We start from the raw sequence: 24,311 nt of genomic DNA, 5'->3' as shown, positions 1-24,311 counted from the left end.
ATCTCACTGGTGCTCCAGCAGCCAGATCAGCAGGGCCTTCTGCGCGTGCAGACGGTTCTCGGCCTCGTCGAAGACGACACTGCGCGGACCGTCGATGACCGATGCCGTGATCTCGTCGCCACGATGCGCCGGCAGGCAGTGCAGCACGATCGCATCGTCGGCGGCGTGGGCGAGCAACTCGTCGTTGATCTGGTACGGCCGGAAAGGTGCCGTGCGGTCCCTGCCGTCCTCCTCCTGACCCATCGACACCCAGGTGTCGGTGACCAGGACGTCGGCACCTGTGACCGCTTCGACGGGATCGGTCACAAGGTGCACCGATCCCCCGGTCTCCGCGGCACGACGCTCGGTGTCGGCGATGATCGCCGGATCTGGCTGGAAACCCTCGGGAGCGCTGATCGTGACGTGCATCCCGGCGGTGACGCCGCCCAGGCCGAGCGAGTGGGCCATGTTGTTGGCGCCGTCGCCCAGATAGGTCATCTTCAGACCGCTGGGCGAACCCTTCTGCTCAATGATCGTCTGCAGGTCCGCGAGCACCTGGCACGGGTGGAACTCGTCCGACAGCGCGTTGACCACCGGCACGGTTGCCGTCGACGACAACGCCTCGAGGCGGTCCTGCCCGAAGGTGCGCCACACGACGGCGTCGACGAAGCGAGACAGCACGCGTCCGGTGTCCTCGAGGGTCTCCTCGCGGCCGAGCTGGGTGGTGCGACCGTCGACGACCACCGCGTGACCGCCGAGCTGGGCGATGCCCACCTCGAACGAGAAGCGCGTACGAGTCGAGTTCTTGTCGAAGATCACCCCGACCCCGCGGGGTCCCTCGAGCGGGCGGAAGGCGAACGGCTGGGCCTTCACCAGGGCGGCGAGGGCGAGCACCTCGGCCTGCTCGTCGGGGGTGAGGTCGTCGTCGCGTAGGAAGTGACGCGTCATGCCCTGTTTTCCTTGTTCACGAGGTCTCCCTTGTCGTTCTGGGCAGCGGTGTCGAGGATCGCCGGCAGCGCGCCGACGAAGGACTGTGCCTGTTCCTCGGTGATGATCAGCGGCGGTGCGAGCCGCAGCACGTCGGGTGCCGGTGCGTTGATGAGGAATCCGGCGTCGCGCGCCGCGGCCTCGGCGCGTCCGGACAGCGCCTCGGTCAGTTCGATACCGAGGAGCAGACCGGCGCCTCGCACGCCGGCGATCAGCGGGTGGTGGAGGTCCTCGATGCTGGTGGCGATCGTCTTCCCCACGGCGGCAACGTGATCGGTGAGGCCTTCGGACTCGATGACCCCGAGCACGGCGAGCGCGGCCGCCGCGGCGACGGGATTGCCACCGAAGGTCGTGCCGTGCTGGCCGGGTTCGAACAGCTCGGCGGCCGGGCCGGTGGCGATGCACGCACCGATCGGCAGTCCGCCGCCGAGGCCCTTGGCCAGTGTCATCACGTCGGGCACCACACCCACCTGTTGGTGGGCGAAGAAGGTCCCGGTCCGTGCGACGCCGGTCTGCACCTCGTCGAGGATCAGCAGCGCGCCGCGCTCGCTGGTGATGCGGCGGGCGGCGGCCAGATAGTCGGCGGGCGGGACGATCACGCCGGCCTCACCGAGGATCGGTTCGAGGATGACAGCGGCGGTCTGGTCGGTGACCGCGGCGTCGAGTGCCTCGGTGTCGCCGTAGGGCACGAACCGCACGCCCGGGGGCATCGGCTCGAACGGCGCACGCTTCGACGGCTGCCCGGTCATGGCGAGCGCACCCATGGTGCGGCCGTGGAAGGCCTTCTCGGCGGCCACGATCTCCGGCCGGCCGGTCCGGCGCGCGAGCTTGAAGGCGGCCTCGTTGGCCTCGGTGCCGGAGTTGCAGAAGAACGCGCGACCCGGGTGGCCGAAGCGGTCGAGCAGCTTCTCCGCGAGTTCGACGACGGGCGGCGAGATGTACAGGTTCGACACGTGCCCGAGCGTCTGCAACTGGGTGGTGACGGCCTCGACGATCGCGGGATGCGCGTGGCCGAGGGAGTTCACCGCGATCCCACCGAGCAGGTCGAGGTATCGCTTACCGTCGGCATCGGTGACGTACGGTCCCGAACCGCCGACCAGGGCGATCGGCGGGGTGCCGTAGTTCTTCATCAGGGACTGGCCCCAACGCTGTTGCAGCGGTGCGGTCACTGGTCCTCCTCACGCGGGTCGACGACGGTGGTGCCGGTGGAGCTCTCGGTCAGCAATTGGGCCAGCACGGAATGGGCGACGCGGCCGTCGATCACATGGGCGCGTTCGACTCCCCCGGTCACCGCACGCAGGCAGGCCTCCATCTTCGGGACCATGCCGGAATCCAGCGAGGGCAGCAGTTCGGCCAGGGAATCGGTGTCGATCCGGGACACCAGCGACCCGCGGTCGGGCCAATCGGTGTACAGCCCTTCGACATCGGTGAGCATGACCAGCCGCGATGCGCCGAGCGCCTCGGCGAGCGCACCGGCCGCGGTGTCGGCGTTGATGTTGTGGACGACGCCGTCGCGGTCGGGGGCGATGGTCGAGACCACCGGGATGCGCCCTGCCGCAACGAGATCGAGCACCGCGGAGGTGTTCACCGAGGAGATGTCGCCGACGAGTCCGATGTCGGTGGCGACGCCGTCGACGAGAACCGTCCGCCGCGTTGCGGTGAACAGATGGGCGTCCTCACCGGTGATGCCGACGGCGTAAGGGCCGTGGGCGTTGATGAGACCGACCAGTTCACGACCGACCTGACCGAAGAGAACCATCCGGGCGACGTCCATCACCTCGGGTGTGGTGACCCGGAATCCTCCCTTGAATTCTCCTTGCAGGCCGAGCTTTTTCAGCATCGCCGAGATCTGCGGTCCGCCACCGTGCACGACGACGGGGTGCATCCCGCAGGCCCGGAGGAACACCATGTCCGCGGCGAACGCCTTCTTCAGCTCGTCGTCGACCATGGCGTTGCCGCCGTACTTGACGACGATCGTGGCGCCGGCGAGTTCCTGCAGCGCGGGAAGCGCTTCGGCGAGGACCTTCGCCTTCACGAGGCCGGCGGCCGGATCGATCTGGTGGGCACCGGAATCCGGTGTCGTGTCGCTCATGACGAGTACGCCGAGTTCTCTTCGACGTACGCGTGCGAGAGGTCCGTGGTCCGGACCGACGCCGAGGCGTCGCCGAGCTTCAGGTCGACGAGGACGTCGATGTCGGCACCGGAGAGGTCGACGTCGCGCGCTCCTTCGACGCCACAACCGTTCTCGCACACTGGGAATCCGTTGAACGACACGGCGATCACGTCCGGATCGATCCGGACCGGGGACGCGCCGACCGTGGCCAGCACCCGGCCCCAGTTGGGGTCGGAGCCGAACAGTGCGGTCTTCACCAGCGAGTCGCGGGCCACGAACCGGGCGACGACCAGGGCATCGTCCTCGGTCCGTGCGCCCGTGACAGTGATGGTGACTCGCTTGGTGACACCCTCGGCGTCGGCCTGCATCTGGGCGGCCAGGTCGTCGCAGACCGCGAAGACGGCCTCGTCGAGATCGGCCTGGTCGACCGGGATCTGGCTGGCACCCGAACTCAGCAGGAGCACGGTGTCGTTGGTGGACATGGAGCCGTCGATGTCGAGCCGGTCGAAGGTCCGCGCGGTCGCGCGGCGCAGTGCGGTGTCGAGCTGGTCGGTGGTGGCTGCGGCGTCGGTGGTGAGCACCACGAGCATCGTCGCGAGCGACGGCGCCATCATCCCGGCGCCCTTGCCCATGCCGCCGACGTTCCATCCCTGTGGGTGGTGCAGCGCAGCCTGTTTCGGCACGGTGTCGGTGGTCATGATGGCGTGTGCCGCGTCGGTGCCGCCGGTGAGTCCGCCGCCCATCTCCTGGACGATCTCGGTGACGCCGGTGAGGACCTTGTCCATCGGGAGGCGGTCGCCGATGAGGCCGGTCGAGCAGACTGCCACCTCGACGGCGCCGGTGCTGGTCCCCCAGTTGCTCAGGGCCTCCGCGACGGCTTCGGCCGTCTTGTGGGTGTCCTGGAATCCGCCGGGCCCGGTGCATGCGTTGGCGCCGCCCGAGTTGAGGATCACCGCGCGCAGCGTGCCCGTGGTGAGGACCTGCTGGGACCACAGCACCGGTGCCGCCTTGACCTGGTTGCTGGTGAAGACGCCGGCGGCCGAGTGGTCCGGACCCTCGTTGAACACGAGGGCGAGGTCGGGGTTACCGGATTCCTTGATACCGGCCGCGATTCCCGCAGCACGGAAACCCAGCGGCGCGGTGACACCCTGTTCGCGGAGGAGCCGCGGCGTGTCGCCGGGGGCCCCGCCCTCGATGCGCTCCGGATCCGGTTGCGCGTTCGGGATTCCGGTTCCGTCAACGCCTGTCATGGTGCAACTCCCACGGTGCTCAGTCCCTCGTTCTCTGTCCAGCCCAGCGCCAGGTTCATCGACTGGACCGCGGCGCCACCGGTCCCCTTGGTCAGGTTGTCCACGGCGCCGACGACCACGAGGGTCTGCGCGCGCTCGTCGACGGTCACCCCGAGCTGGACGGCGTTGGAACCGATGACCGAACCGGTCGCCGGCAGGCGGCCTTCCGGTAGGACGTGGATGAATTCCTCGTCGGCGTAGGCCTTTTCGTAGACCGCGCGCACTTCGTCACCGGTTGCGGTGGTCCGTGCGGTGCACGTCGCGAGGATGCCCCGGGCCATCGGCGCGAGGATCGGGGTGAACGAGACGGTGACGGGCTGCTGCGCCGCCTCCGACAGTGCCTGCGAGATCTCCGGGGTGTGCCGGTGGACTCCGCCGACACCGTAGGCCCGGGCCGACCCGATGACCTCGGAGGCCAGCAGATCGACCTTCGGCGAACGACCGGCACCCGACGCGCCGCTGACCGCGACCACGGTCACGTGCGGCTCGGCCAGCCCCGCGGCGATCGCCGGGAGCAACGACAGGATCGACACCGTCGGGTAGCAACCCGGAACGGCGATCCGGCTGGCGTCCTTGAGGACCTCCCGATTGCCGGGTAGCTCGGGCAGGCCGTACGGCCAGGTGCCTGCATGATCGCCGCCGTAGTACGAGGTCCAGTCACCGGCATCGCGCAGCCGGAAGTCGGCGCCGCAGTCGATGATCAGCGTGGTCGGCGGCAGGGCGTCGGCGATGACGGCCGATGCACCGTGCGGCAGCCCCAGGAAGACCACGTCGTGGCCGCTCAGGATCTCCGGAGTGGTCTCCTCGAGAACCCGATCTGCCAGCGGCAACAGGTGCGGATGGTGGGATCCGAGCGTGGTGCCGGCGTTGCCGCCGGCAGTCAGCGCACCGATCTGGAGCTCGCCGGATCGCAGACGTGGATGCCCGCACAGGAGTCGGAGGATCTCACCGCCCGCGTAGCCGCTCGCGCCGGCCACCGCGACCTTCACCTTGCTGGTTGAGCTTGTCGAAGCCATGCAATCATTATGCAGCAGCCTGCAAATCAATTCATAGACGGGGTGGAGTGGGTCGGTGGTCCGGCCCTCGTGTCAGCGGAGGCGGGCGCCCACTCGTTCGGCGGCGGCGTCGACCGCGGCCAGCTTCGCGGCGTTGGCCTCGTCCTCCGTGAGCGTGCGATCACTCGCGCGGAAGCGCAGCGAGAACGTCAGCGACTTGTTGCCGTCGCCGACCTGCTCGCCGGTGAAGACGTCGAACAGGGCAATGTCCTCGAGCAGCTCACCCGCGCCGTCGCGCAGCGCCGACCGGACGTCGGCGGCCGGCACGTCGGCCGCGACCACCACGTTGACGTCCTGCAGGACGGCCGGGAACACCGACACCGCCGGAGCGGGCAGCACCTCGCGGAGCGGCAGGGCGTCGATGTCGATCTCGACCGCGCAGGCACGCTTGGGCAGGTGGGCGCGTTCGAGCACCGCCGGATGGAGCTCGCCTGCGTAGCCGACCGTGCGTCCGTCGACGGTCAGTCGGGCACAGCGGCCCGGATGCCACGGCCGGTGATCGGCGGCGGAGAGTTCGACCTCCACTCCCGCAGCACGCGCGATGGTGCGAGCCGCCTCGAAGGCGTCGAGGTAGTCGGCGGCACGTCCCGGACCCCACGGCCCCGCGGGGTCGCGCAGGCCGGTCAGGACGACGCCGACGTGCAGCGGCTGATGCGGCAGCGAGGCGTCGAGCGCCTCGATGTCCTCATCGGTGGGGCGCTGCGTCACGTCGAGCGCGGGGACGGGCGCAACGTGGTCACCGGCGATGACGACCTGACCGATGGTGAACAGCGACAGATCGCGCTGACCACGGGCGATGTTGCGCGCGGCCATCTCGAGCAGGCCCGGCAACAGCGTCGAGTTGAGTTCGGGCCGGTCCGACTCGAGCGGGTTGAGGACCTTGACGGTGCGGCGGCGCTCGTCATCGGCGGGCAGGTCCCAGAGGTCGAAGACCCCGGCCGGCATGAACGGGTACGGCAGAACCTCGACATAACCGTCGAGGGCGAGGGTGCGTCCGACGCTGCGACGGCGCCGCTGCACCGGCGTGAGGCCGGTGCCACCCGGAGCGCGCGGCACGACGGCCGGGATGTCCTCGAGACCTTCGAGCCGCAGCACCTCTTCGACGAGGTCGGCACGCTGCTTGAGGTCGGGACGCCACGACGGCGGGACGACGTCGAGGGTGTCGGTGCCGGTGACCACGCAACCGACCTCGGTGAGGCGCGCGGCGGTGGTGCCCGCCGGGTAGCTGATACCCGCGACACGATCGGGCTCGTCGGCGGCGATGCTGATCGCCGACGGGAGCGGCGTCGCGACGCGCGCCTCGGACAGCGGCGACGAGATGGTGCCACCGGCGATCTCGACGATGAGCTGGGCGGCGCGATCGGACGCGACCGCGGTGATCTCCGGGTCGACGATGCGTTCGAAGCGCTTGCTCGCCTCGGAGGTCAGCTTGTGGCGCTTGCCGGTGCGGAAGACGCGGACGGGGTCGAAGGTCGCCGACTCCAGCAGCACGGTGGTGGTCGAGTCGCCCACCTCGGTCGCGCCGCCGCCCATCACGCCCGCGAGGGCGATGGGTCCGGTCTCGTCGGCGATGACGACATCTTCGGGGTCGAGCACACGGTCGACCTCGTCGAGGGTGCGCAACTTCTCGCCCGGCTTCGCCGAGCGGACGGTGACGGTGCCGGTGATGCGGTCGGCGTCGAAAGCGTGCAGCGGCTGACCGAGTTCGATCATCACGTAGTTGGTGACGTCGACGATCGCCGAGATCGGTCGGATTCCGGCGACCAAGAGTCGCTTCTGCATCCACCACGGCGAGATCGCCTTCGGGTCGACGCCGGTGATCACGCGCGCGGTGTAGCGGGTGGCGCCGGAGCCGTCCTCGATGGCGACGGGCCACGGCGTGCCCTCCGCGGTGACGCCGGCTTCCACGACGCCCGGATCCACGAAGGGCACCTCGAAGCTGCTCGCCAGCTCGCGGCCGAGACCGCGGATCGAGAAGGCATATCCGCGGTCGGGGGTGACGTTGACGTCGATGGCGGCGTCGTCGAGTCCGAGGACCTCGCGGGCGTCGGCGCCGGGCTCGGCGGTTCCGGGGGCCAGCACCAGGATGCCGCTGTGGTCGTTGCCGATGCCCAGTTCCGAGACCGAGCAGATCATGCCGTCGGAGACGCGGCCGTAGGTCTTGCGCGAGGCGATCTCGAACGGGCCGGGCAGCACGGCACCGGGCAGTGCGGCGACGATCAGATCACCCACGGCGAAGTTCCGGGCGCCGCAGACGATGCCGCGCGGCTCGGCCTCACCGACCTCGACGGTGCAGAAGCGGATCGGCTTCTTGAACTCGGTGAGCTCCTCGATCGTCTCCACGCGACCGATCACCAGCGGTCCGGTGATCTCCGGGAACTTCTCGATGTCCTCGATCTCGAAACCGACGCGGACGAACCCCGCGTCGATCTCCTCGGTGGTCGCCGACCACTCCGGGTCGCCCGAGCGCAGGACCTCTGTGTACCAGGACTGTGGTGCACGCACTGTGTATCAACTACTTTCGTCGCGTCGTGGAAGTCTGAGGATGCGTGCCGGGCCGCTCAGGCAGCCGGACCGAACGGGAGGGTGAACCGGATGTCGCCCTCGACCATGTCGCGCATGTCGGAGATGTCGTTGCGGAACTGCAGGGTGCGTTCCAGGCCCATGCCGAAGGCGAAGCCGGAGTAGACGTCCGGGTCGATTCCGCTGGCGCGGAGCACGTTCGGGTTGACCATGCCGCAGCCGCCCCACTCGACCCAGCCGGGTCCGCCCTTCTTGGCGGGGAACCAGACGTCGACCTCGGCCGACGGTTCGGTGAACGGGAAGTACGACGCACGCATCCGCGTGGTGGTCTCCGGCCCGAACAGCGCACGGGCGAATGTCTCGAGGGTGCCGCGCAGGTTCGCCAGGGTCAGACCCTTGTCGACGGCGAGTCCCTCGATCTGGTGGAAGACCGGGGTGTGGGTGGCGTCGAGCTCGTCGGTGCGGAACGTGCGGCCGGGGCAGGCCACGTAGATCGGCAGGTCGCGGTTGAGCATGGAGCGCACCTGGACCGGCGAGGTGTGCGTGCGCAGCACCTGACGCGAGCCCTCGGGCGCGATGTAGAAGGTGTCCTGCATCGACCGTGCCGGGTGATCCGGCAGGAAGTTGAGAGCGTCGAAGTTGTGGTGTTCGGTCTCGACCTCGGGGCCCTCGGCGATCTCCCAGCCCATGCCGACGAAGACGTCGGCGACCTGCTCGGCGATCACGGTGATGGGATGGCGCGCGCCGACCGGGCGGCGGCCGCTGGGCAGGGTGACGTCGACCGACTCGGCGACGAGGACCGCCGCATCGCGTTCGGCTTCGAGGACCGCGGTCCGGAGTTCGAGCGACGCGGTGACCCGCCCGCGAACCTGGTTCACGAGCTTGCCGGCCGCCGAGCGCTCTTCCTTCGGCAGGCTGCCGAGTGCGCGTCGGGCCAGCGCGATCGGTGAGCGGTCGCCGAGGTGCGCGGACTTCGCCGCGGACAGCTGCTCGAGGTCGGCCGCCGCCTCGAAGGCCTCGATGGCCGACGCCGCGGCCGCCTCGAGGTCGTCGGGTCCGGGGAATACCGTTTCGTCGGCGGAAGTGGCCACGGTCGGCGAGCTCCTCATGCGTGGGTCGGTGGATGGACGCGTCCTCGTCACGCGCCAGGGCTGCTCGGGCGCGGAAAACCGGCTCGGGACGACCGTCAACGGCGGCGATGACTCTCATCGAGGGTAGTCGACCGCCGCGACGCGCTGACCTGCAGGGAGGCGTCGTCTCCGGGAACCGCGTCTCCCCCGCCTCGCGCAGCGGGTCGAAGAGCGAGGACACGACCCGTCACCGCACATCCGATCCCGGAAATCAGCCACCCGATGCCGTCGCCGAGCAGGCCGTACCGCGACACCATCAGGACCGCGATGCCGAGGCACACCAGCGCGGCCAGCAGGGTCAGGTCCCGCGCGCGTCCCGCTCGCCGGGCGACGGGGCCGTCCCACCACGGCAGCGGCCGGTACTCCAGCGGAGACAGCATCACGACGACGGGCACCATGAGCGCGAGGAGCAGCATCGTCTGGACGCCGACGACGATCGGGAACGACGCGGACTGCACGTCGGCACGGTCCAGGCCCGTCACCGCGCCCAGGACGATGACCGCGGCGAGCACCGGCAGGTGCCAGAGGTACAGCGTCATCGCGCCGCGATTGCCGAGGACGACCCACCACCAGACCCGCGGACGTCCGGCGATCGTCGCCAGTACCCGGCGGACGGCAACGGCACCTGCGCAGAGCACGATCGCGTGACCGGCGAGGAGCAGGCTGGGCGGACTCATGTTGGACAGCTGCTGCCCCGGCACGGTCACGAGCGAGATCTCGTACGGACCCCGGTGCACGAGCCCGGTGTCGAGGATCAGGGCACCGATGGACACGGCCGCGGCGGTCCCCGGACGCAGGATCTGCTTGGCGTAGGCGACTCCGAGCACGGCGGGGATCGTCCACACGGTGAGGAAGTTCAGATAGCCCAGCCACGACGGGCCGGCGTGGAGCCGGATGGCGTCGATGAGTGCCGTACTCCCCCAGCATGTTCCGAGCGCCAAGAACACGTGGAGAGGCGTGCGGATCCGCTGTAGCAGCGGGACGACGGCCAGCACGAGGAGATACGCACCGAGGAACCACAGCAGTTGAACGCCGAGTCGCGCGACTACGTCGGCCGCGGCGTCCAGGCCGGCGGTCGTCAGCCCGGCCAGCACCACCAGCACCACTCCCAGATACCAGCCGAGCGGTCGGAGAAGACGCTGGGTGCGGGTGAACAGCCAGTGCCCCGCGGCGGGAGGGTCGTCGGATGCCCGCGACATCCAGCCATGCGTCGACGCCGCGGCGCCTGCGAAGAAGAACAGCGGCAGCACCTGGAGCAGCCACGTGGCCGGTTGCAGCATCGGCACGTCGCCGAGCGTGTTGCCGAGGCGGATCGAACCGCCGGAGGCGTCGACGGTGAGCATGATCGAGTGACCGACGACCACCACGAGCAACGAGCAGATGCGGATGAGGTCGACGACCCGGTCGCGGTCGCCGGTGAGCGCCGCCAGTTCGTGTGGCGTCGGCAGCCTTTCCGCCGGCTTTCCGGCGGTCGGTCGAGCGGAGGTCGTGAGCATTCATCGAGTCTCGCCAGGAGCGTCCCGCCGGGCCTGAGCAGAATTACTCGGTCGGGGGCGGCAATCCCCGCAGCACTCGCGTGTGGCACATGTCACGGGCCGCCGGAAAGCTGTCCGGTTGCCCACGCGCACGGGTAGAGACGGAGAGATGAAGCCCTCCAGCATCACCCAGTTGCGCGGCGACGGTATCCGGCTCGCCGCCGACATCTGGGAACCCTCCGGCCCGCCGACCGGCACCGCACTGCTGCTGCACGGAGGTGGACAGACCCGGCACTCGTGGCAGCGGACCGGTGCCCGCCTCGCCGAGCACGGCTGGCGCGCTCTGACCATCGACGCCCGCGGCCACGGCGACAGCGAATGGCCCGACGACGCCGACTACAGCAACGGTGCGCACGCCCGCGACCTGCGGCAGATCGTCGACGACCTGGGTGAACCGCCGGTACTGATCGGTGCCTCGATGGGCGGGCTGGCGTCCCTGCACGCTGCGGGTCACGACCCGTCCATCGCACGGGCGCTGGTCCTCGTCGACATCACGCCCACCGCCGAACCCGAGGGGATCGCCAAGATCACCGGCTTCATGCGCGACGGACTCACCGGCTTCGACAGTCTCCAGGACGCCCTCGACGCCGTCGTCGCCTACAACCCGCACCGGAGTCGCCCGCCCCGGATCGAGGGGCTCCGCAAGAACCTCCGCGAGCGCGACGGCCGCTGGTACTGGCATTGGGACCCGCGAATGCTCGCGCCGCGCGACCACATGGAGCGGACGGCCGCCGAACGCGAGGAACGTGCACGGGAGGCCGCTCGGGCGGTGCGGGTGCCGACCCTGCTCATCCGGGGCAAACAGTCCGACGTCGTCAGCGACGAGGGCGCACGGGAACTCCTCGAACTGATCCCCGGTGCCCGCTACATCGACGTCACCGGCGCCGGCCACATGGTCAGCGGTGATGACAACGACGTCCTGAGTAGCGGTCTGATCGAGTTCCTCGACGATCTCGTGAGCACCGAATCCCGCTGAAACGCAACGGTCCCGGCACGCGAAGCGCCGGGACCGTCGACGTGAGAACTACTTGCCGAAGCCGGCGCGCTTGAGCGCGTCGGCCATCGCACCGCTCGGCGCCGGCCGGCGGTCGTTGCGGTTGTTGCCGCCGCCGCGGTTGCCCTGGTTGCCGCGACCGCCCTGGCCGCCCTGGCCGCCACGCTGATCGTTGCGGCGTCCCTGGCCTCCGCCCCCACCGCGGTTGCCGCGCTCGTTGTCGCTGCGCGGCGCACGAGTGCCGCCCTTGCCGCCGGAGTTGCCGGTCCCCGGCTCGTCGTCGAGGCGAAGCGACAGTCCGATTCGCTTGCGTTCGACGTCGACGTCCATGACCTTCACCTTCACGATGTCGCCGGACTTCACGACCTCGTGCGGGTCGGACACGAAGCGGTGGGCCATCGCCGACACATGGACCAGGCCGTCCTGGTGGACGCCCACGTCGACGAAGGCGCCGAAGGCCGCCACGTTGGTGACCTGACCTTCCAGCACCATGCCGGGCGTGAGGTCGGAGACCTTCTCGATCCCGGCGGCGAAGGTCGCCGTCTTGAACTCGGGGCGCGGGTCGCGACCCGGCTTGTCGAGCTCGGCGATGATGTCGATGACGGTCGGACGACCGAAGGTCTCGTCGACGAAGTCGTCGGGACGCAGCTTGGTGAGGGTGGCGGTGTCACCGATCAGCGAGCGGACGTCGGCGCCGACCTTGTCGAGAATGCGGGTGACGACCGGGTAGGCCTCCGGGTGCACGCTGGACGCGTCGAGCGGGTTGTCGCCGTCGGTGATCCGGAGGAAGCCGGCACACTGCTCGAACGCCTTGGGCCCGAGGCGCGGCACATCGGTGATCTGCTTGCGGCTGCGGAAGGCCCCGTTCGAGTCACGGTGCGCGACAATGGATTCCGCAAGTCCGGCGGTGATTCCGGAGACGCGGGAAAGCAGCGGCACCGATGCGGTGTTCACGTCCACACCCACCGCGTTCACCGCATCCTCGACCACGGCGCCGAGCGACCGGGCGAGCAGCGTCTCGGAGACGTCGTGCTGGTACTGGCCGACGCCGATCGACTTGGGATCGATCTTCACCAGTTCCGCGAGCGGGTCCTGCAGGCGGCGGGCGATCGACACGGCGCCACGGATCGACACGTCGAGGTCGGGCAGTTCCTTCGAGGCGTACGCCGACGCCGAGTACACCGATGCCCCGGCCTCCGAGACCACGACGCTCGTCGGCGGCTTCTTACCGGAGTCCTTGATCGCGGCGATCAGTTCGCCGGCCAGGGCGTCGGTCTCCCGCGACGCGGTGCCGTTGCCGATCGCGATCAGATCGACGCCGTGCTTCTGGACGAGCGCACCCAGCACCGCCAGCGCACCGGCCTTGTCGCGACGCGGCTCGTGCGGATAGATGGTGGCCGTGTCGACGACCTTGCCGGTCTCGTTGACCACGGCCACCTTCACGCCGGTCCGCAGGCCGGGGTCGAGGCCCATCGTGGTGCGGGCGCCGGCCGGGGCGGCCAGGAGCAGGTCCTTGAGGTTGGTGGCGAAGACGGCCACCGCGTCGGCCTCGGCGGCCTGGCGCAGACGCATCCGGACGTCGAGCGAGAGTCCGACGAACAGCTTGGTGCGCCACGCCCAGCGGACGGCGTCGGCGAGCCAGCGGTCGGCGGGACGGCCCTGATCGGAGATCCCGAACCGGGCAGCGATGCGCTGCTCGTAGGGACCGGGTCCGGCCGGACGATCGGCCGCCTCGGGATCGGCGTCGAGGGTGACCGAGAGGATCTCCTCGCGTTCTCCGCGAAGCACCGCGAGCACCCGGTGCGACGGGATCGAGGTGAAGGGTTCGGAGAAGTCGAAGTAGTCGGCGAACTTGGCGCCGGCCGCCTCCTTGCCCTCGCGGACGGCAGTCCGCAGCACGCCGGTCTGCCACATCAGTTCACGCAGTTCACCGACCAGGTCGGCATCCTCGGCGAACCGCTCGACGGCGATCGCGCGGGCGCCGTCGAGCTGTTCGGCGGTGAAGGTCGACGGATCGGTGGTCGGATCCGACAGCAGCGCGTCGGCCACCGGCTCGTGCCCGGCCTCGCGGGCGATCTGGGCCTTGGTGCGGCGCTTGGGCTTGTACGGCAGGTAGATGTCCTCGAGGCGGGCCTTGGTGTCGGCCGCGAGGATTCGTGCGTCGAGTTCGGCGTCGAGCTTGCCCTGTGCGGCGATCGACTCGCGGACCGACTGACGCCGGGCCTCGAGGTCGCGCAGGTATCCGAGACGCTCGTCGAGGGTGCGCAGTTGGGTGTCGTCGAGACCGCCGGTGACCTCTTTGCGGTACCGGGCGACGAACGGGACGGTCGACCCGCCGTCGAGTAGTTCGATCGCGGCCCGGACCTGTCCGACGCCGACGCCGAGTTCGGTGGCGATCGCCGACGCGACGCGGGCGTTCACGACCGCGGGGTCGGGGGTGGGCACCGTCTGCGGGGTCGCGGCATCCGACGGGGCGGGGACTGCGGGAGCGGACTCGGGCTGGGGCACGGACGCGGGTGACACGGTTTCTGACACGATCGCCGACCCTACCGGCCGCCTCGGACAGCTGTCAGCCGCGACCCACCGCATTGTGGACACGCGCACTCTCGTACAGACAGATCGCTGCCGCGGCGGCGACGTTGAGACTCTCCGCGCGACCGCGGATGGGGATGGACACCCGGTGGTCGGCGGCCGCCTGGATGTCGGCGGACAGGCCGTGGGCCTCGTTACCGAAGAGCCAGCCGACCCGGCCGGACAGCACCTCGGCGGCGTGATCGAGGTTCACCTCGCCGTCGGCGGCCGTCGCGAGCAGCGAGATGCCGGCGCCGGCGATGGCGTCGAGACCCTCGGTCAGGGCGCGCTGACGCACCACCGGCACGGTGAACACGCTCCCGGCGCTCGCGCGGACGCACTTGCCGTTGTGGGGATCGACGGCGTCACCGAGCAGCACGACCGCATCGGCGCCCATCGCGTCGGCGCATCGGATGAGGGTTCCGGCGTTGCCGGGTTCCCGCGGTTCGACGGCGATCGCGAGGAGCCGCGGCTCGTCGGCGAGGACGGCCTCGAGCGGCACGTCGAGGAGCGGGCAGACAGCGAAGATCCCGGGCGGGGTCGAGGTCTCCGCGAGCTTCGACGCCGCACGGGCGGAGATCACGAGAACCGGGACGCCGGCCGCCTCGGCGGCGGCGGTGATCCCCTGATGCCGGAGCTGGTCCTCGTCGGCGACCAGCACCACCTCGGCGCGGTCGACCGCGAGAGCCGAGGACACCGAGTTGGCCCCCTCGGCGAGGAAACGCCCCTGCTCACGCCGCTCGGCAGCGCGATGGAGCTTCGCATACGACACGACCCGCGAGGATCGCTCGGACAGGATCTCCGTCATCGGATCATCCCTCGGGCGACTCGCGGGTCGTGTGTGGTGTGGCGCAATCAGGCAGCCGGGGCGTTGACGTCGGCCGGCAGGGCCTTGCGGGCGACCTCGACCAGGCCGGTGAAGGCCTCGGGATCGGTCACCGCGATGTCGGCGAGCACCTTGCGGTCGACCTCGACACCAGCGGCCTTGAGGCCCTGGATGAAGCGGTTGTAGGTGATGTCGTTGGCGCGGGCCGCAGCGTTGATACGCGCGATCCACAGCTTCCGGAACTCACCCTTGCGGGCGCGACGGTCCCGGTAGGCGTAGGTCATCGAGTGGAGCTGCTGCTCCTTGGCCTTGCGGTAGAGGCGCGACCGCTGGCCGCGGTAGCCCTTCGAGGCCTCGAGGGTGGACCGACGCTTCTTCTGGGCGTTCACTGCCCTTTTCACGCGTGCCATGTGTTAAATCCTTTTGCTTGTCAGAGGTCAGGGTTCGCGCGCGTCAGATGTTCAGCAGGCGCTTGATGCGAGGGGCGTCGTTCTCGCTGACGACGGTGGTGCCGTCGAGACGACGGGTGCGCTTGGAGGGCTTGTGCTCCAGCAGGTGGCGGCGGTTGGCCTTCTGACGGACGATCTTGCCGCTGCCGGTCACCTTGAATCGCTTCGCGGTGCCCTTGTGGGTCTTGCTCTTAGGCATGTCTTTCCTTCTGTCGGGCGAACTCCGGCAGCCGAACCTGATCAGGTCCGGCTGGCATCCGGGTTCACGTCTCGTGATCTCGGCCGGGACGGGGCCTTCGCCTGCGTCCGGCCGAACGGCTCAGCTCTCGTCCGGCGCGTTCTTCGGGCCGCCGGAACGTTCGCGGCTCTCTTGCGCCTTCTGGCGGGTCTTCGCGCCCTTGTGCGGGGCGAGGACCATCGTCATATTGCGACCGTCCTGCTTGGCCGAGGTCTCGACGAAGCCGTAGTCGGCGACATCGTTGCCCAGGCGCTGCAACAGGCGGTAGCCGAGCTCAGGACGGGACTGCTCGCGGCCGCGGAACATGATGGTCACCTTCACCTTTGACCCCGCCTCGAGGAACCGGACGACGTGACCCTTCTTGGTCTCGTAGTCGTGGTCGTCGATCTTGGGTCGGAGCTTCTGCTCCTTGATGACGGTCATCTGCTGATTGCGACGCGATTCGCGCTGCTTCTGGGCCGCTTCGTACTTGAACTTGCCGTAGTCCATGATCTTGCATACCGGCGGACGGGCGTCGGGAGCCACCTCGACGAGGTCGAGGTCGGCTTCATAAGCCAAGCGAAGCGCATCTTCAACACGCACGATGCCCACCTGCTCCGAGTTGGGTCCGACGAGTCGGACCTCAGGGACGCGGATGCGCTCGTTGATGCGGGTCTCAGTGCTGATGGGGCCTCCTAGTTCAATCCTGCAGTGGTAACCGTCGCGTCGTGGCGAGGGTCGTGTGCAGGAGAACAGCGCAAACCTCAGCAAACGAGCCCCGGGACAGTTGTCCGCGGGGCTCCGATACCGACCGATTCTCCTACTGCGCCCAAGGGCACAGCGCGGCCGATGTCGCCGGTCGCATCGACGAGGATGCGATCTGCGACGATCGGCGTGAACCGGACCGTACAACTGCGGTGATCTCGCGGGGCGAGCACTGCGTCGAACGGTGGGAGCGGAACTCCACTTACGACCCCGGCGCATACCAGGGCGGTCGTGCTATGGGAGTCTAACAGCCATGGCCGAGAACCCCAATTCGTCACCAGCACCGACACCCCAGGAGGGTGCGACGGGTAGTGGCGCCGACATCGATGATGCGGCACGCACTGACCGCGACAACGTCCGTGACCTGGGAGATATTCCGGCCATCGAGGTCATCACCCGTTCCGTCGTGATGCTCATGAGTGCCGCCGCCGAGAAGCTCGGCCTGGCCGAGGGCACCTCCGAAGACCGGATCGACCTGCCCGAGGCCCGGACCCTCATCACCGCGCTGGCCGGTCTTGTCGACGCGTCGAAGGCTGACCTGGGCATCCACGCCGCACCCATCCGCGACGGCCTCAAGGGCCTGCAGCTCGCCTTCCGCGAGGCCAGCGCCTACCCCGACGAGCCCGGCGAGGGTCCCGGCGAGAAGTACACCGGTCCGGTCCGCGCCCCGAAGAAGTAGGACCGCGGCCCCGCGCCGCTCTACCCTGGTCACATGACGAATCCCGGAGAATCCGACCCGACGAGCACAGCGTCGGAAAGCGCCTCGTCGGACGACACCATCGACGCCGAGATCGTGTACACCGGGCCGGTGCCGGGAACCCTGCCCGATCCCGACTACACCGACAGCGGTGTCCCGACCTTCGACTTCGTCCGCGACAAGATCGAGAACCGCATCACCACCGCGATCGGCTCCCAGGAGCTCGCCGAGGCGAGTGCCGAGGGGCAGAGCGTCGACGAGATGATGCGCAAGCGCGACGAGGCCGCGAAGAAGCGCCTCGAGGAGATCCGGAAATCGATGGGCAAGTAGGAGTACACCCACTCCCCGACATCGCACATCGCCACCTCCGCCCAGATGCGCTACCTGTAAGTAGCTCCGCTGCAACGGAAGTGGCGATTCTCGTCAGGACGTGGCAGCGCCGGCCTCGTTGCTCAACAGCTCCCGGCACAGCAGGTCGACAACCCATTGCTCGATCCGCTCCGAGTTCCACCCCCTGTTCGCGAGGTGTGTCCAGGTCTCGTGACCGAACGCGAGCGAACACACGTCGCACGCCGTGTCGACGTCGATGCCCCCGCGGAGGGTTCCGGCCGGCCAACCCGTGAAGATCCGACGGCGCCCGTCATCGCCGCGACCCTCGCCGTCGCGGTAAGCGGTGGCGAGCACGTCGTTGGTGAGACTGCCCTCGTAGAGCAGCGCGACGATGTCGCCCGGACCGTCGAACATGCGTCGCCGATGACGGACCATGGCCCCGATCTGCTGCCGCGGCGACACACCGGGCGCCTGCAACTCCGCCACCAGCTGCGGCACGTCGGCCTCCTCGTCGACGAGATCGACGAGCGCGGTCGCGAGACCGGCCTTGTTGCCGAAGACCGCATAGACGGTCGGCTCGGCGACCCCCGCGGCTTTCGCGACCTCCTTGAGAGTGGTCTTGCTCCAACCCTTTTCGGCGAACAGTCGACGAGCCTCGGCCGCGAGTCGCGCACGGGTCTCACGCGCCTGGGCCTCACGACGCGGCGACGAGTATGTGCGTTTCCCTTGTCCCATCGGTGCGACCTCCCCTATATTCAGTGAGTCAGACTCAATCAACCGTGTACGACTCACCCAATCTAGGACCACTGATGAAGAATTCCAAACTCTCCGGATATGGGCTCGCACTCGGCGGATTGCTCGTCTGCGTCGGCGGGGCCTCACATCCGCACGGCCCGATGGACTCTCCCGAGAGTCATGTCATCGGAATGCTGGAAGACCCGACCTGGGTGCCGACCCACACGATCGCCCTGGTCGGAACCGCGATCATCGCGGCGTCGCTGATTGCCCTGGCACGTTCGGGCGTCCGACCGGCGAAGGTCACCCCGTATCTCGTGGTGGCGGCGGTCGGGGCGGCGCTCGCGACCATCGAGTACGTCCCGCACATCGCCGCGAAGCTCGAACTGGACGCCCTGAGAGCCGGCGAGGCGGCGCCCATCACGCGCACCCACGAGGTCCTGGCGGTGTACTCGGGGCCCGTCTTCGGATTCGGATCGGCACTGCTGGCACTCGTGGTCGCGATCACCGCCACCCGACGTCGGTCGCTGTGGGCGCTCGTCGCTATCCCGGGCATCGTCGGCGGGATCGCGGGCGGCCTCGCGGTACCCCTGCTCCTCGTGACCCGGGATGTCCAGATGACGCTCCTGTTCCCCGGCGTCGCGGGCGTCGCGGTCTTCTACATCCTGCTGGGCATCGGCGTGGCGAGGGGCGCGGTGCTCAGCACACCCGAACCCGACGACGCGCGGACCGAGGATCTCCCCGCCCCCAGCCGGCCCGCCCGTACCCGCGCCTGCCTGACCCGAACGCAGAATCGCCACCTCCGAGCAGCCTCGCCAACTGTAAATGGCGCTGCCGCACCGGAAGTGGCGACTCTACGTGAATTCGATCAGCCCGCCGAGGCGACCGTCTCGTCGACCTCGAGGATCTCGGACAGGAACTTGCCGGTGTGGCTTCCGGGCGCGACCGCGATGTCCTCGGGTGTGCCCTCGGCGACGACCGTGCCGCCGCCGCTGCCGCCCTCGGGTCCCATGTCGATGACCCAGTCGGCCGTCTTGATGACGTCGAGGTTGTGCTCGATGGTGATGACCGTGTTGCCCTTGTCGACGAGACCGTTGATCACCGCGAGGAGCTTCTTGATGTCCTCGAAGTGCAGGCCGGTGGTCGGTTCGTCGAGGATGTAGACGGTGCGGCCCATCGAGCGCTTCTGCAGCTCGGCAGCCAGCTTCACGCGCTGCGCCTCACCTCCCGACAGCGTCGGTGCCGGCTGTCCGAGGCGGACATATCCGAGGCCGACATCGTCGAGGGTCTTGAGGTAGCGGTGGATCGAGGTGACCGGCTCGAAGAAGTCCGCGGCCTCCTCGATGGGCATGTCGAGGACCTCGGCGATCGTCTTGCCCTTGTAGTGGACCTCGAGGGTCTCGCGGTTGTAGCGGGCACCGTGGCACACCTCGCACGGTACGTAGACGTCCGGCAGGAAGTTCATCTCGATCTTGATCGTGCCCTCGCCGGCGCAGGCCTCACAGCGGCCACCCTTGACGTTGAACGAGAACCGGCCCGGCTGGTAGCCGCGAACCTTGGCCTCGGTCGTGGCCGCAAAGAGGGTGCGGATCTTGTCGAAGACGCCGGTGTAGGTCGCCGGGTTGGAGCGCGGGGTGCGTCCGATCGGCGACTGGTCGACCTGCACGAGCTTGTCGAGGTTGTCGAGTCCCTTGATCCGCGTGTGGCGGCCGGGCACCTGACGCGCGCCGTTGAGCTTGTTGGCGAGCACGGTCGCGAGGATGTCGTTGACCAGCGTCGACTTGCCGGAACCTGACACACCGGTCACTGCCGTCATCACGCCGAGCGGGAACGACACCTCGATCCCGCGCAGGTTGTGCTCACGCGCACCGACGACGGTCAGCTGACGCTTGCGGTCGATCGGCCGGCGGATCTCCGGGATCGGCAGCGAGTCCCGGCCGGACAGGTACGCACCGGTCAGCGACTTCCGGTTCTTCAGCAGATCCTTGTAGCTGCCGCTGTGCACGACGTGACCGCCGTGTTCACCGGCCCGTGGACCGATGTCGACGATCCAGTCGGCGGACCGGATGGTGTCCTCGTCGTGCTCGACGACGATCAGCGTGTTGCCCAGGTCGCGGAGTCGGGTGAGGGTCTCGATCAGTCGACGGTTGTCGCGCTGGTGCAGACCGATCGACGGCTCGTCGAGGACGTAGAGGACGCCTGCGAGTCCGGAACCGATCTGCGTCGCGAGGCGGATGCGCTGGGCCTCACCACCCGACAGCGACCCGGCCGCACGCGACAGCGACAGGTACTCCAGGCCGACGTCGAGCAGGAATCGGATACGTGCCTGGACCTCTTTGAGCACCCGGCCGGCGATCGCGGCCTGACGCTCGTCGAGGTGGAGGTTGTCGAGGAAGTCCGCGCAGTCGGCCACCGAGAGCGCACAGACCTCGGCGATCGACTTCGGGCCGTACTCGGGATGGTCGAGGGTGACCGCGAGGATCTCCGGACGCAGGCGCGCGCCCTGGCAGGCGGGGCACGGGACGTCACGCATATACCCCTCGTAGCGTTCCTTCATCTGCTCGGACTCGGTCTGGTCCATCCGCCGGGCGAGGAACGACATGACGCCCTCGAACTCGGTGTAGTACGAGCGGGTGCGTCCGTAGCGGTTGCGGAACTTCACATGCACCTGGTGGTCGCTGCCGTTGAGCAACGCGCGACGCGCCTTGACCGGCAGCTTCTTCCACGGGGTGTCGACGTCGAAGCCCATCTGGTCGGCCAGGCCGGACATCAGGCGCAGGAAGTAGTCGGCGTTGTGTCCGGTCGACCACGGCGCGATCGCACCCTCGGAGAGGGTCATCTCGGGGTCGGGCACGACGAGTTCCTCGTCGACCTCCTTGCGCACACCGAGGCCGTCGCATTCGGGGCAGGCACCGTACGGCGAGTTGAACGAGAACGAACGCGGCTCGAGGTCGTCGATGGCGATCGGGTGGGCGTTGGGGCACGCCATCTTCTCGGAGAACCGGCGCTCGCGGTTCGGGTCGTCCTCCTCGAGGTCGACGAAGTCGAGCACGATGATGCCGTCGGCGAGACGCAGACCGGTCTCGACCGAATCGGTGAGGCGCTGCTTGGCACTGGCCTTCACGACGAGGCGGTCGACGACGACCTCGATGTCGTGCTTCTCCTGCTTCTTCAGCTTCGGCGGATCGGTCAGCTGGTGGACGACGCCGTCGATCCGGGCACGGGAGAAGCCCTGCGTCTGGAGTTCGGCGAACAGGTCGACGAACTCGCCCTTGCGGGTGCGGACCACCGGGGCGAGGACCTGGAACCGGGTGCCCTCCTCCATGGCGAGGACCTGGTCGACGATCTGCTGCGGCGTCTGCTTGGCGATCGCCTCGCCACAGATCGGACAGTGCGCCTTACCCGCGCGGGCGTAGAGCAGACGGAGGTAGTCGTAGACCTCGGTGATGGTGCCGACCGTCGACCGCGGGTTGCGGTTGGTCGACTTCTGGTCGATGGACACTGCCGGCGAAAGACCTTCGATGAAGTCGACGTCGGGCTTGTCCATCTGACCGAGGAACTGCCGGGCGTACGCCGAGAGCGACTCGACGTAGCGACGCTGGCCCTCGGCGAAGATCGTGTCGAAGGCGAGGGACGACTTGCCCGATCCCGACAACCCGGTGAACACGATGAGGCTGTCCCGAGGGAGGTCGACATCGATGCCCCGCAGGTTGTGTTCGCGGGCACCTCGGACGATCAGACGATCAACCACTGCAGTCCTAACATTCTTCTCGAGTCAGAGTCTTCTCAAACTCACCGGGGCGCACGGGTGGCGCATGGGCACCGTAACGACAGGCACCGACAATTGTGTTCCGTGAGCGTCGGCCCGGATGGGATTCGAGGCCCGAGCGCCGGACGATCGGTCTCGCCATCCGCACATACACCATCGGACCGATGTTCCACGATACCCGCGCCCCGTCCACGCCCGACCGTCGCGAGCGTCACACACCGGCCGAGCGGTGTCATAGCCTTGTCGCATGACCTCATCGACACCGATCAGCGACTCCTACACCGGCGATCTCTCCGAGTCGAAGACCCCGCAGCGACGCACCCTCGACTCGGCCACCATCGTCAAGCTGTCCGTCGGATCGATGGACAACAATGTGTACGTGGTGACCTCGAAGGCCACCGGCGACCAGCTGATCATCGACGCCGCCAACGACGCGGACACGATCATCGCCACTCTCGACGCCATCGGCGGGAAGCCCGCACTGATCTTCACGACGCACCAGCACTTCGACCATGTGCAGGCACTGGCCGCGGTGAGCGAACACACCGGCGTCCCCACCGCGGCCGGCCGATTCGACGCCCCCGAGTTGCCGGTCACCCCCGACCGTCTCGTCGACGACGGTGACGTGATCGAGGTGGGCGACCTCCGGTTCGAGGCGATCCACCTCGTCGGCCACACCCCGGGTTCCATCGCCCTCGCCCTGACCGACGGCGACACCGTTCACCTGTTCACCGGCGACTGCCTGTTCCCCGGTGGCATCGGCAAGACCTGGAAGTCCGAGGACTTCGAGACCCTCATCGAAGACGTCTCCACCAAGGTGTTCGACCGCTTCGGCGACTCGACGGTCGTCTATCCCGGACACGGCAAGGACACCACCTTGGGCGCCGAGCGTCCGTCGCTGCAGGAGTGGCGCGAACGCGGCTGGTGACGTCCCGCAACCCCACCTCTTTTCCGTAGACGCACCACCTGACGACAGGGCGGGTTTACGGAAGAGTGGCGGGTTTGCTTCAGGTTTGGGCGTGGGCCTCTGCGGATACCTGACATCCGAAACGCTCTACCGATCGTGACCTCGGCAGTCCCGAAGTTCCCGAACGGATCACGAAGAGTCGATTCACCTGCATGTATCCGGAGGGCGGGTAGCGTTGATCAGGCCACAAATGCGCTGTATCCCGACGGATCTCGAACCGCACTCGATCGAAGAAGGTTGTGACCGATGATTCTCCGCCGTATCGCCCGCCCGCTCCTTGCGTCTGCGTTCGTCGCCAGTGGCGTCGACGCCATTCGGAGCCCGAAACCGATCGCGCAGTCCGCGGCGCCGCTCGTCGACAAGGCGCGCACCGCACTGCCGCCGGAGGTCGCAGACAAGGTCCCGGAGAACACCGAGACCTTGGTGCAGATCAACGCCGCGGCACAGATCGGTGGCGGCATCCTGCTGGCGACCGGCAAATTCCCGCGCCTCGCCTCGGTCGTGCTGGCCGGAACCCTGATCCCGACGACGGCCGCCGGCACGGACTTCTGGAACGAGGCCGACCCGGTCCGCAAGGAAGCCCAGCGCGACGCGTTCATCAGGAACATCGGTCTCCTCGGCGGCGTTCTGCTGGCCGCGGTGGACACCGAGGGCAAGCCGTCGCTCGCGTGGCGTGGCAAGCAGAAGGCCAGTGCCGTCGCCGCGGCACTCCCGATCGGCGCCGCCGCCGGCCACTCCACCTGGGACACCCTCGTCGAGCGCGGCCATGAGGGCGCCGAGATCGTCGGCGAGCGGTCAGCTGAAGCCGGTGACCTTCTGAGCAAGGGTGCACACGTCCTGTCGGAGCGTTCCGCGGAGTGGACGGCCGAGGCCGCCGCCAAGTTCCGCGAGCACGCTCCTGAACTGGCCGAGTCCGCGCAGAAGCGGTCGCTCGAGATCGCGGAGCGGGCCGCCGACACCGCGGCCGAGGTCGCCGACCGTCTGCGCGATCGTGCACCTGTGCTCGCCGACGCTGCCCTGGTCCGCTCGTCGACCCTGGCCGACGCCGCACTCGATCGATCGTCGGAACTGGCCGAGACCGCCCGCAAGCGGGGACCGAAGCTGGCCAAGCAGGCGCAGAAGCGCGCGAAGAAGGCCAAGAAGCAGGCGGCGAAGAACGCTCCGAAGTTCGCCGACGTGGCCCGCGACCGTTCGGCCGAGTTCGCCGACATTGCACGGGACCGCTCGGCCGAATTCGCCGAACTCGCGCGCGCCCGGTCGGCCGAGCTCGCCGAGTCCGCCCGCCATCTCGCGGCCGCTGCCGAGGAGACCGCGGCGTACACCGCAGACGAGGGCCGCAAGCGCTGGCGCAAGGCGCGCGGCTGACCGTCCTGCCCGGTA

Annotated in this window: 20 protein-coding genes; 5 read left to right on the top strand and 15 right to left on the bottom strand. The window is 68.8% G+C overall.

Features of this window, described 5'->3' with window-relative positions; all coding sequences use genetic code 11:
• Positions 1–3 precede the first annotated feature (3 nt).
• The 8 genes from argF to GKZ92_RS09970 form a co-directional block, all read right to left on the bottom strand.
• The gene (gene argF / locus GKZ92_RS10005; RefSeq protein WP_006360747.1) at positions 4–927 is read right to left on the bottom strand and encodes an ornithine carbamoyltransferase; all 924 of its coding nucleotides are present in this window, start codon (positions 925–927) and stop codon (positions 4–6) included.
• A complete protein-coding gene (locus GKZ92_RS10000; RefSeq protein ID WP_035752222.1) occupies positions 924–2,135 on the bottom strand; it encodes an acetylornithine transaminase in 1,212 nt (403 codons plus the stop codon). The genes argF and GKZ92_RS10000 overlap by 4 nt, the downstream gene beginning before the upstream one ends.
• Positions 2,132–3,058, bottom strand: a complete 927-nt coding sequence (gene argB / locus GKZ92_RS09995) for an acetylglutamate kinase (RefSeq protein WP_006360749.1) — start codon at positions 3,056–3,058, stop codon at positions 2,132–2,134. Before argB ends, GKZ92_RS10000 begins: the two co-directional genes overlap by 4 nt.
• Positions 3,055–4,329 carry a bifunctional glutamate N-acetyltransferase/amino-acid acetyltransferase ArgJ gene (gene argJ, locus GKZ92_RS09990; RefSeq protein WP_042378316.1) on the bottom strand — a complete coding sequence of 425 codons (1,275 nt, stop codon included), beginning with the start codon at positions 4,327–4,329 and terminating at the stop codon, positions 3,055–3,057. Before argJ ends, argB begins: the two co-directional genes overlap by 4 nt.
• Entirely contained in the window at positions 4,326–5,384 is a 1,059-nt protein-coding gene (gene argC / locus GKZ92_RS09985; RefSeq protein WP_042378314.1) for an N-acetyl-gamma-glutamyl-phosphate reductase, read from the bottom strand. Before argC ends, argJ begins: the two co-directional genes overlap by 4 nt.
• Before the next feature lie 72 nt (positions 5,385–5,456).
• Positions 5,457–7,928 (bottom strand): phenylalanine--tRNA ligase subunit beta, encoded by a 2,472-nt coding sequence (pheT, locus tag GKZ92_RS09980; RefSeq protein WP_155225229.1) that lies wholly within the window; start codon positions 7,926–7,928, stop codon positions 5,457–5,459.
• 56 nt (positions 7,929–7,984) lie between these two features.
• A complete protein-coding gene (gene pheS, locus GKZ92_RS09975; RefSeq protein ID WP_035752522.1) occupies positions 7,985–9,037 on the bottom strand; it encodes a phenylalanine--tRNA ligase subunit alpha in 1,053 nt (350 codons plus the stop codon).
• A 95-nt stretch (positions 9,038–9,132) separates the two neighbouring features.
• Positions 9,133–10,572 (bottom strand): acyltransferase family protein, encoded by a 1,440-nt coding sequence (locus tag GKZ92_RS09970; protein ID WP_042378313.1) that lies wholly within the window; start codon positions 10,570–10,572, stop codon positions 9,133–9,135.
• A 148-nt stretch (positions 10,573–10,720) separates the two neighbouring features.
• On the opposite strand from GKZ92_RS09970, the gene GKZ92_RS09965 reads away from it, so the two are divergent.
• Positions 10,721–11,587 (top strand): alpha/beta fold hydrolase, encoded by an 867-nt coding sequence (locus tag GKZ92_RS09965; RefSeq protein WP_042378311.1) that lies wholly within the window; start codon positions 10,721–10,723, stop codon positions 11,585–11,587.
• A gap of 48 nt (positions 11,588–11,635) precedes the next feature.
• Here GKZ92_RS09965 and GKZ92_RS09960 read toward each other — a convergent pair whose 3' ends face one another.
• From GKZ92_RS09960 to infC, 5 genes are all read right to left on the bottom strand, one after another.
• Entirely contained in the window at positions 11,636–14,128 is a 2,493-nt protein-coding gene (locus GKZ92_RS09960; RefSeq protein ID WP_042378309.1) for a Tex family protein, read from the bottom strand.
• A gap of 46 nt (positions 14,129–14,174) precedes the next feature.
• Positions 14,175–14,984 carry a TrmH family RNA methyltransferase gene (locus GKZ92_RS09955; RefSeq protein WP_006360757.1) on the bottom strand — a complete coding sequence of 270 codons (810 nt, stop codon included), beginning with the start codon at positions 14,982–14,984 and terminating at the stop codon, positions 14,175–14,177.
• A 47-nt stretch (positions 14,985–15,031) separates the two neighbouring features.
• The gene (gene rplT / locus GKZ92_RS09950) at positions 15,032–15,412 is read right to left on the bottom strand and encodes a 50S ribosomal protein L20 (RefSeq protein ID WP_005178731.1); all 381 of its coding nucleotides are present in this window, start codon (positions 15,410–15,412) and stop codon (positions 15,032–15,034) included.
• 43 nt (positions 15,413–15,455) lie between these two features.
• The gene (rpmI, locus tag GKZ92_RS09945) at positions 15,456–15,650 is read right to left on the bottom strand and encodes a 50S ribosomal protein L35 (protein WP_006360758.1); all 195 of its coding nucleotides are present in this window, start codon (positions 15,648–15,650) and stop codon (positions 15,456–15,458) included.
• A 120-nt stretch (positions 15,651–15,770) separates the two neighbouring features.
• Positions 15,771–16,424, bottom strand: a complete 654-nt coding sequence (gene infC / locus GKZ92_RS09940) for a translation initiation factor IF-3 (protein ID WP_075864103.1) — start codon at positions 16,422–16,424, stop codon at positions 15,771–15,773.
• A 262-nt stretch (positions 16,425–16,686) separates the two neighbouring features.
• Here infC and GKZ92_RS09935 point away from each other — a divergent pair, with 262 nt between their 5' ends.
• Together GKZ92_RS09935 and GKZ92_RS09930 are read left to right on the top strand one after the other, a co-directional pair.
• The gene (locus GKZ92_RS09935; protein ID WP_035752206.1) at positions 16,687–17,112 is read left to right on the top strand and encodes a DUF1844 domain-containing protein; all 426 of its coding nucleotides are present in this window, start codon (positions 16,687–16,689) and stop codon (positions 17,110–17,112) included.
• Between the two features lie 33 nt (positions 17,113–17,145).
• The gene (locus tag GKZ92_RS09930; protein ID WP_035752203.1) at positions 17,146–17,460 is read left to right on the top strand and encodes a hypothetical protein; all 315 of its coding nucleotides are present in this window, start codon (positions 17,146–17,148) and stop codon (positions 17,458–17,460) included.
• A gap of 93 nt (positions 17,461–17,553) precedes the next feature.
• Here GKZ92_RS09930 and GKZ92_RS09925 read toward each other — a convergent pair whose 3' ends face one another.
• Together GKZ92_RS09925 and uvrA are read right to left on the bottom strand one after the other, a co-directional pair.
• Positions 17,554–18,195 carry a TetR/AcrR family transcriptional regulator gene (locus GKZ92_RS09925; protein ID WP_035752200.1) on the bottom strand — a complete coding sequence of 214 codons (642 nt, stop codon included), beginning with the start codon at positions 18,193–18,195 and terminating at the stop codon, positions 17,554–17,556.
• 868 nt (positions 18,196–19,063) lie between these two features.
• Positions 19,064–21,946 carry an excinuclease ABC subunit UvrA gene (gene uvrA / locus GKZ92_RS09920; RefSeq protein WP_035752194.1) on the bottom strand — a complete coding sequence of 961 codons (2,883 nt, stop codon included), beginning with the start codon at positions 21,944–21,946 and terminating at the stop codon, positions 19,064–19,066.
• A gap of 265 nt (positions 21,947–22,211) precedes the next feature.
• On the opposite strand from uvrA, the gene GKZ92_RS09915 reads away from it, so the two are divergent.
• A complete protein-coding gene (locus GKZ92_RS09915; RefSeq protein WP_035752191.1) occupies positions 22,212–22,892 on the top strand; it encodes an MBL fold metallo-hydrolase in 681 nt (226 codons plus the stop codon).
• 285 nt (positions 22,893–23,177) lie between these two features.
• Positions 23,178–24,296: a DoxX family protein gene (locus GKZ92_RS09910; RefSeq protein WP_035752189.1), complete on the top strand. Its 1,119-nt coding sequence runs from the start codon at positions 23,178–23,180 to the stop codon at positions 24,294–24,296.
• The last annotated feature ends 15 nt before the right edge of the window (positions 24,297–24,311 follow it).

The organism is Gordonia sp. 135 (genome assembly GCF_009720185.1).
Classification (GTDB): domain Bacteria; phylum Actinomycetota; class Actinomycetes; order Mycobacteriales; family Mycobacteriaceae; genus Gordonia; species Gordonia alkanivorans.
This window is presented reverse-complemented; position numbering and strand designations above follow the sequence as displayed.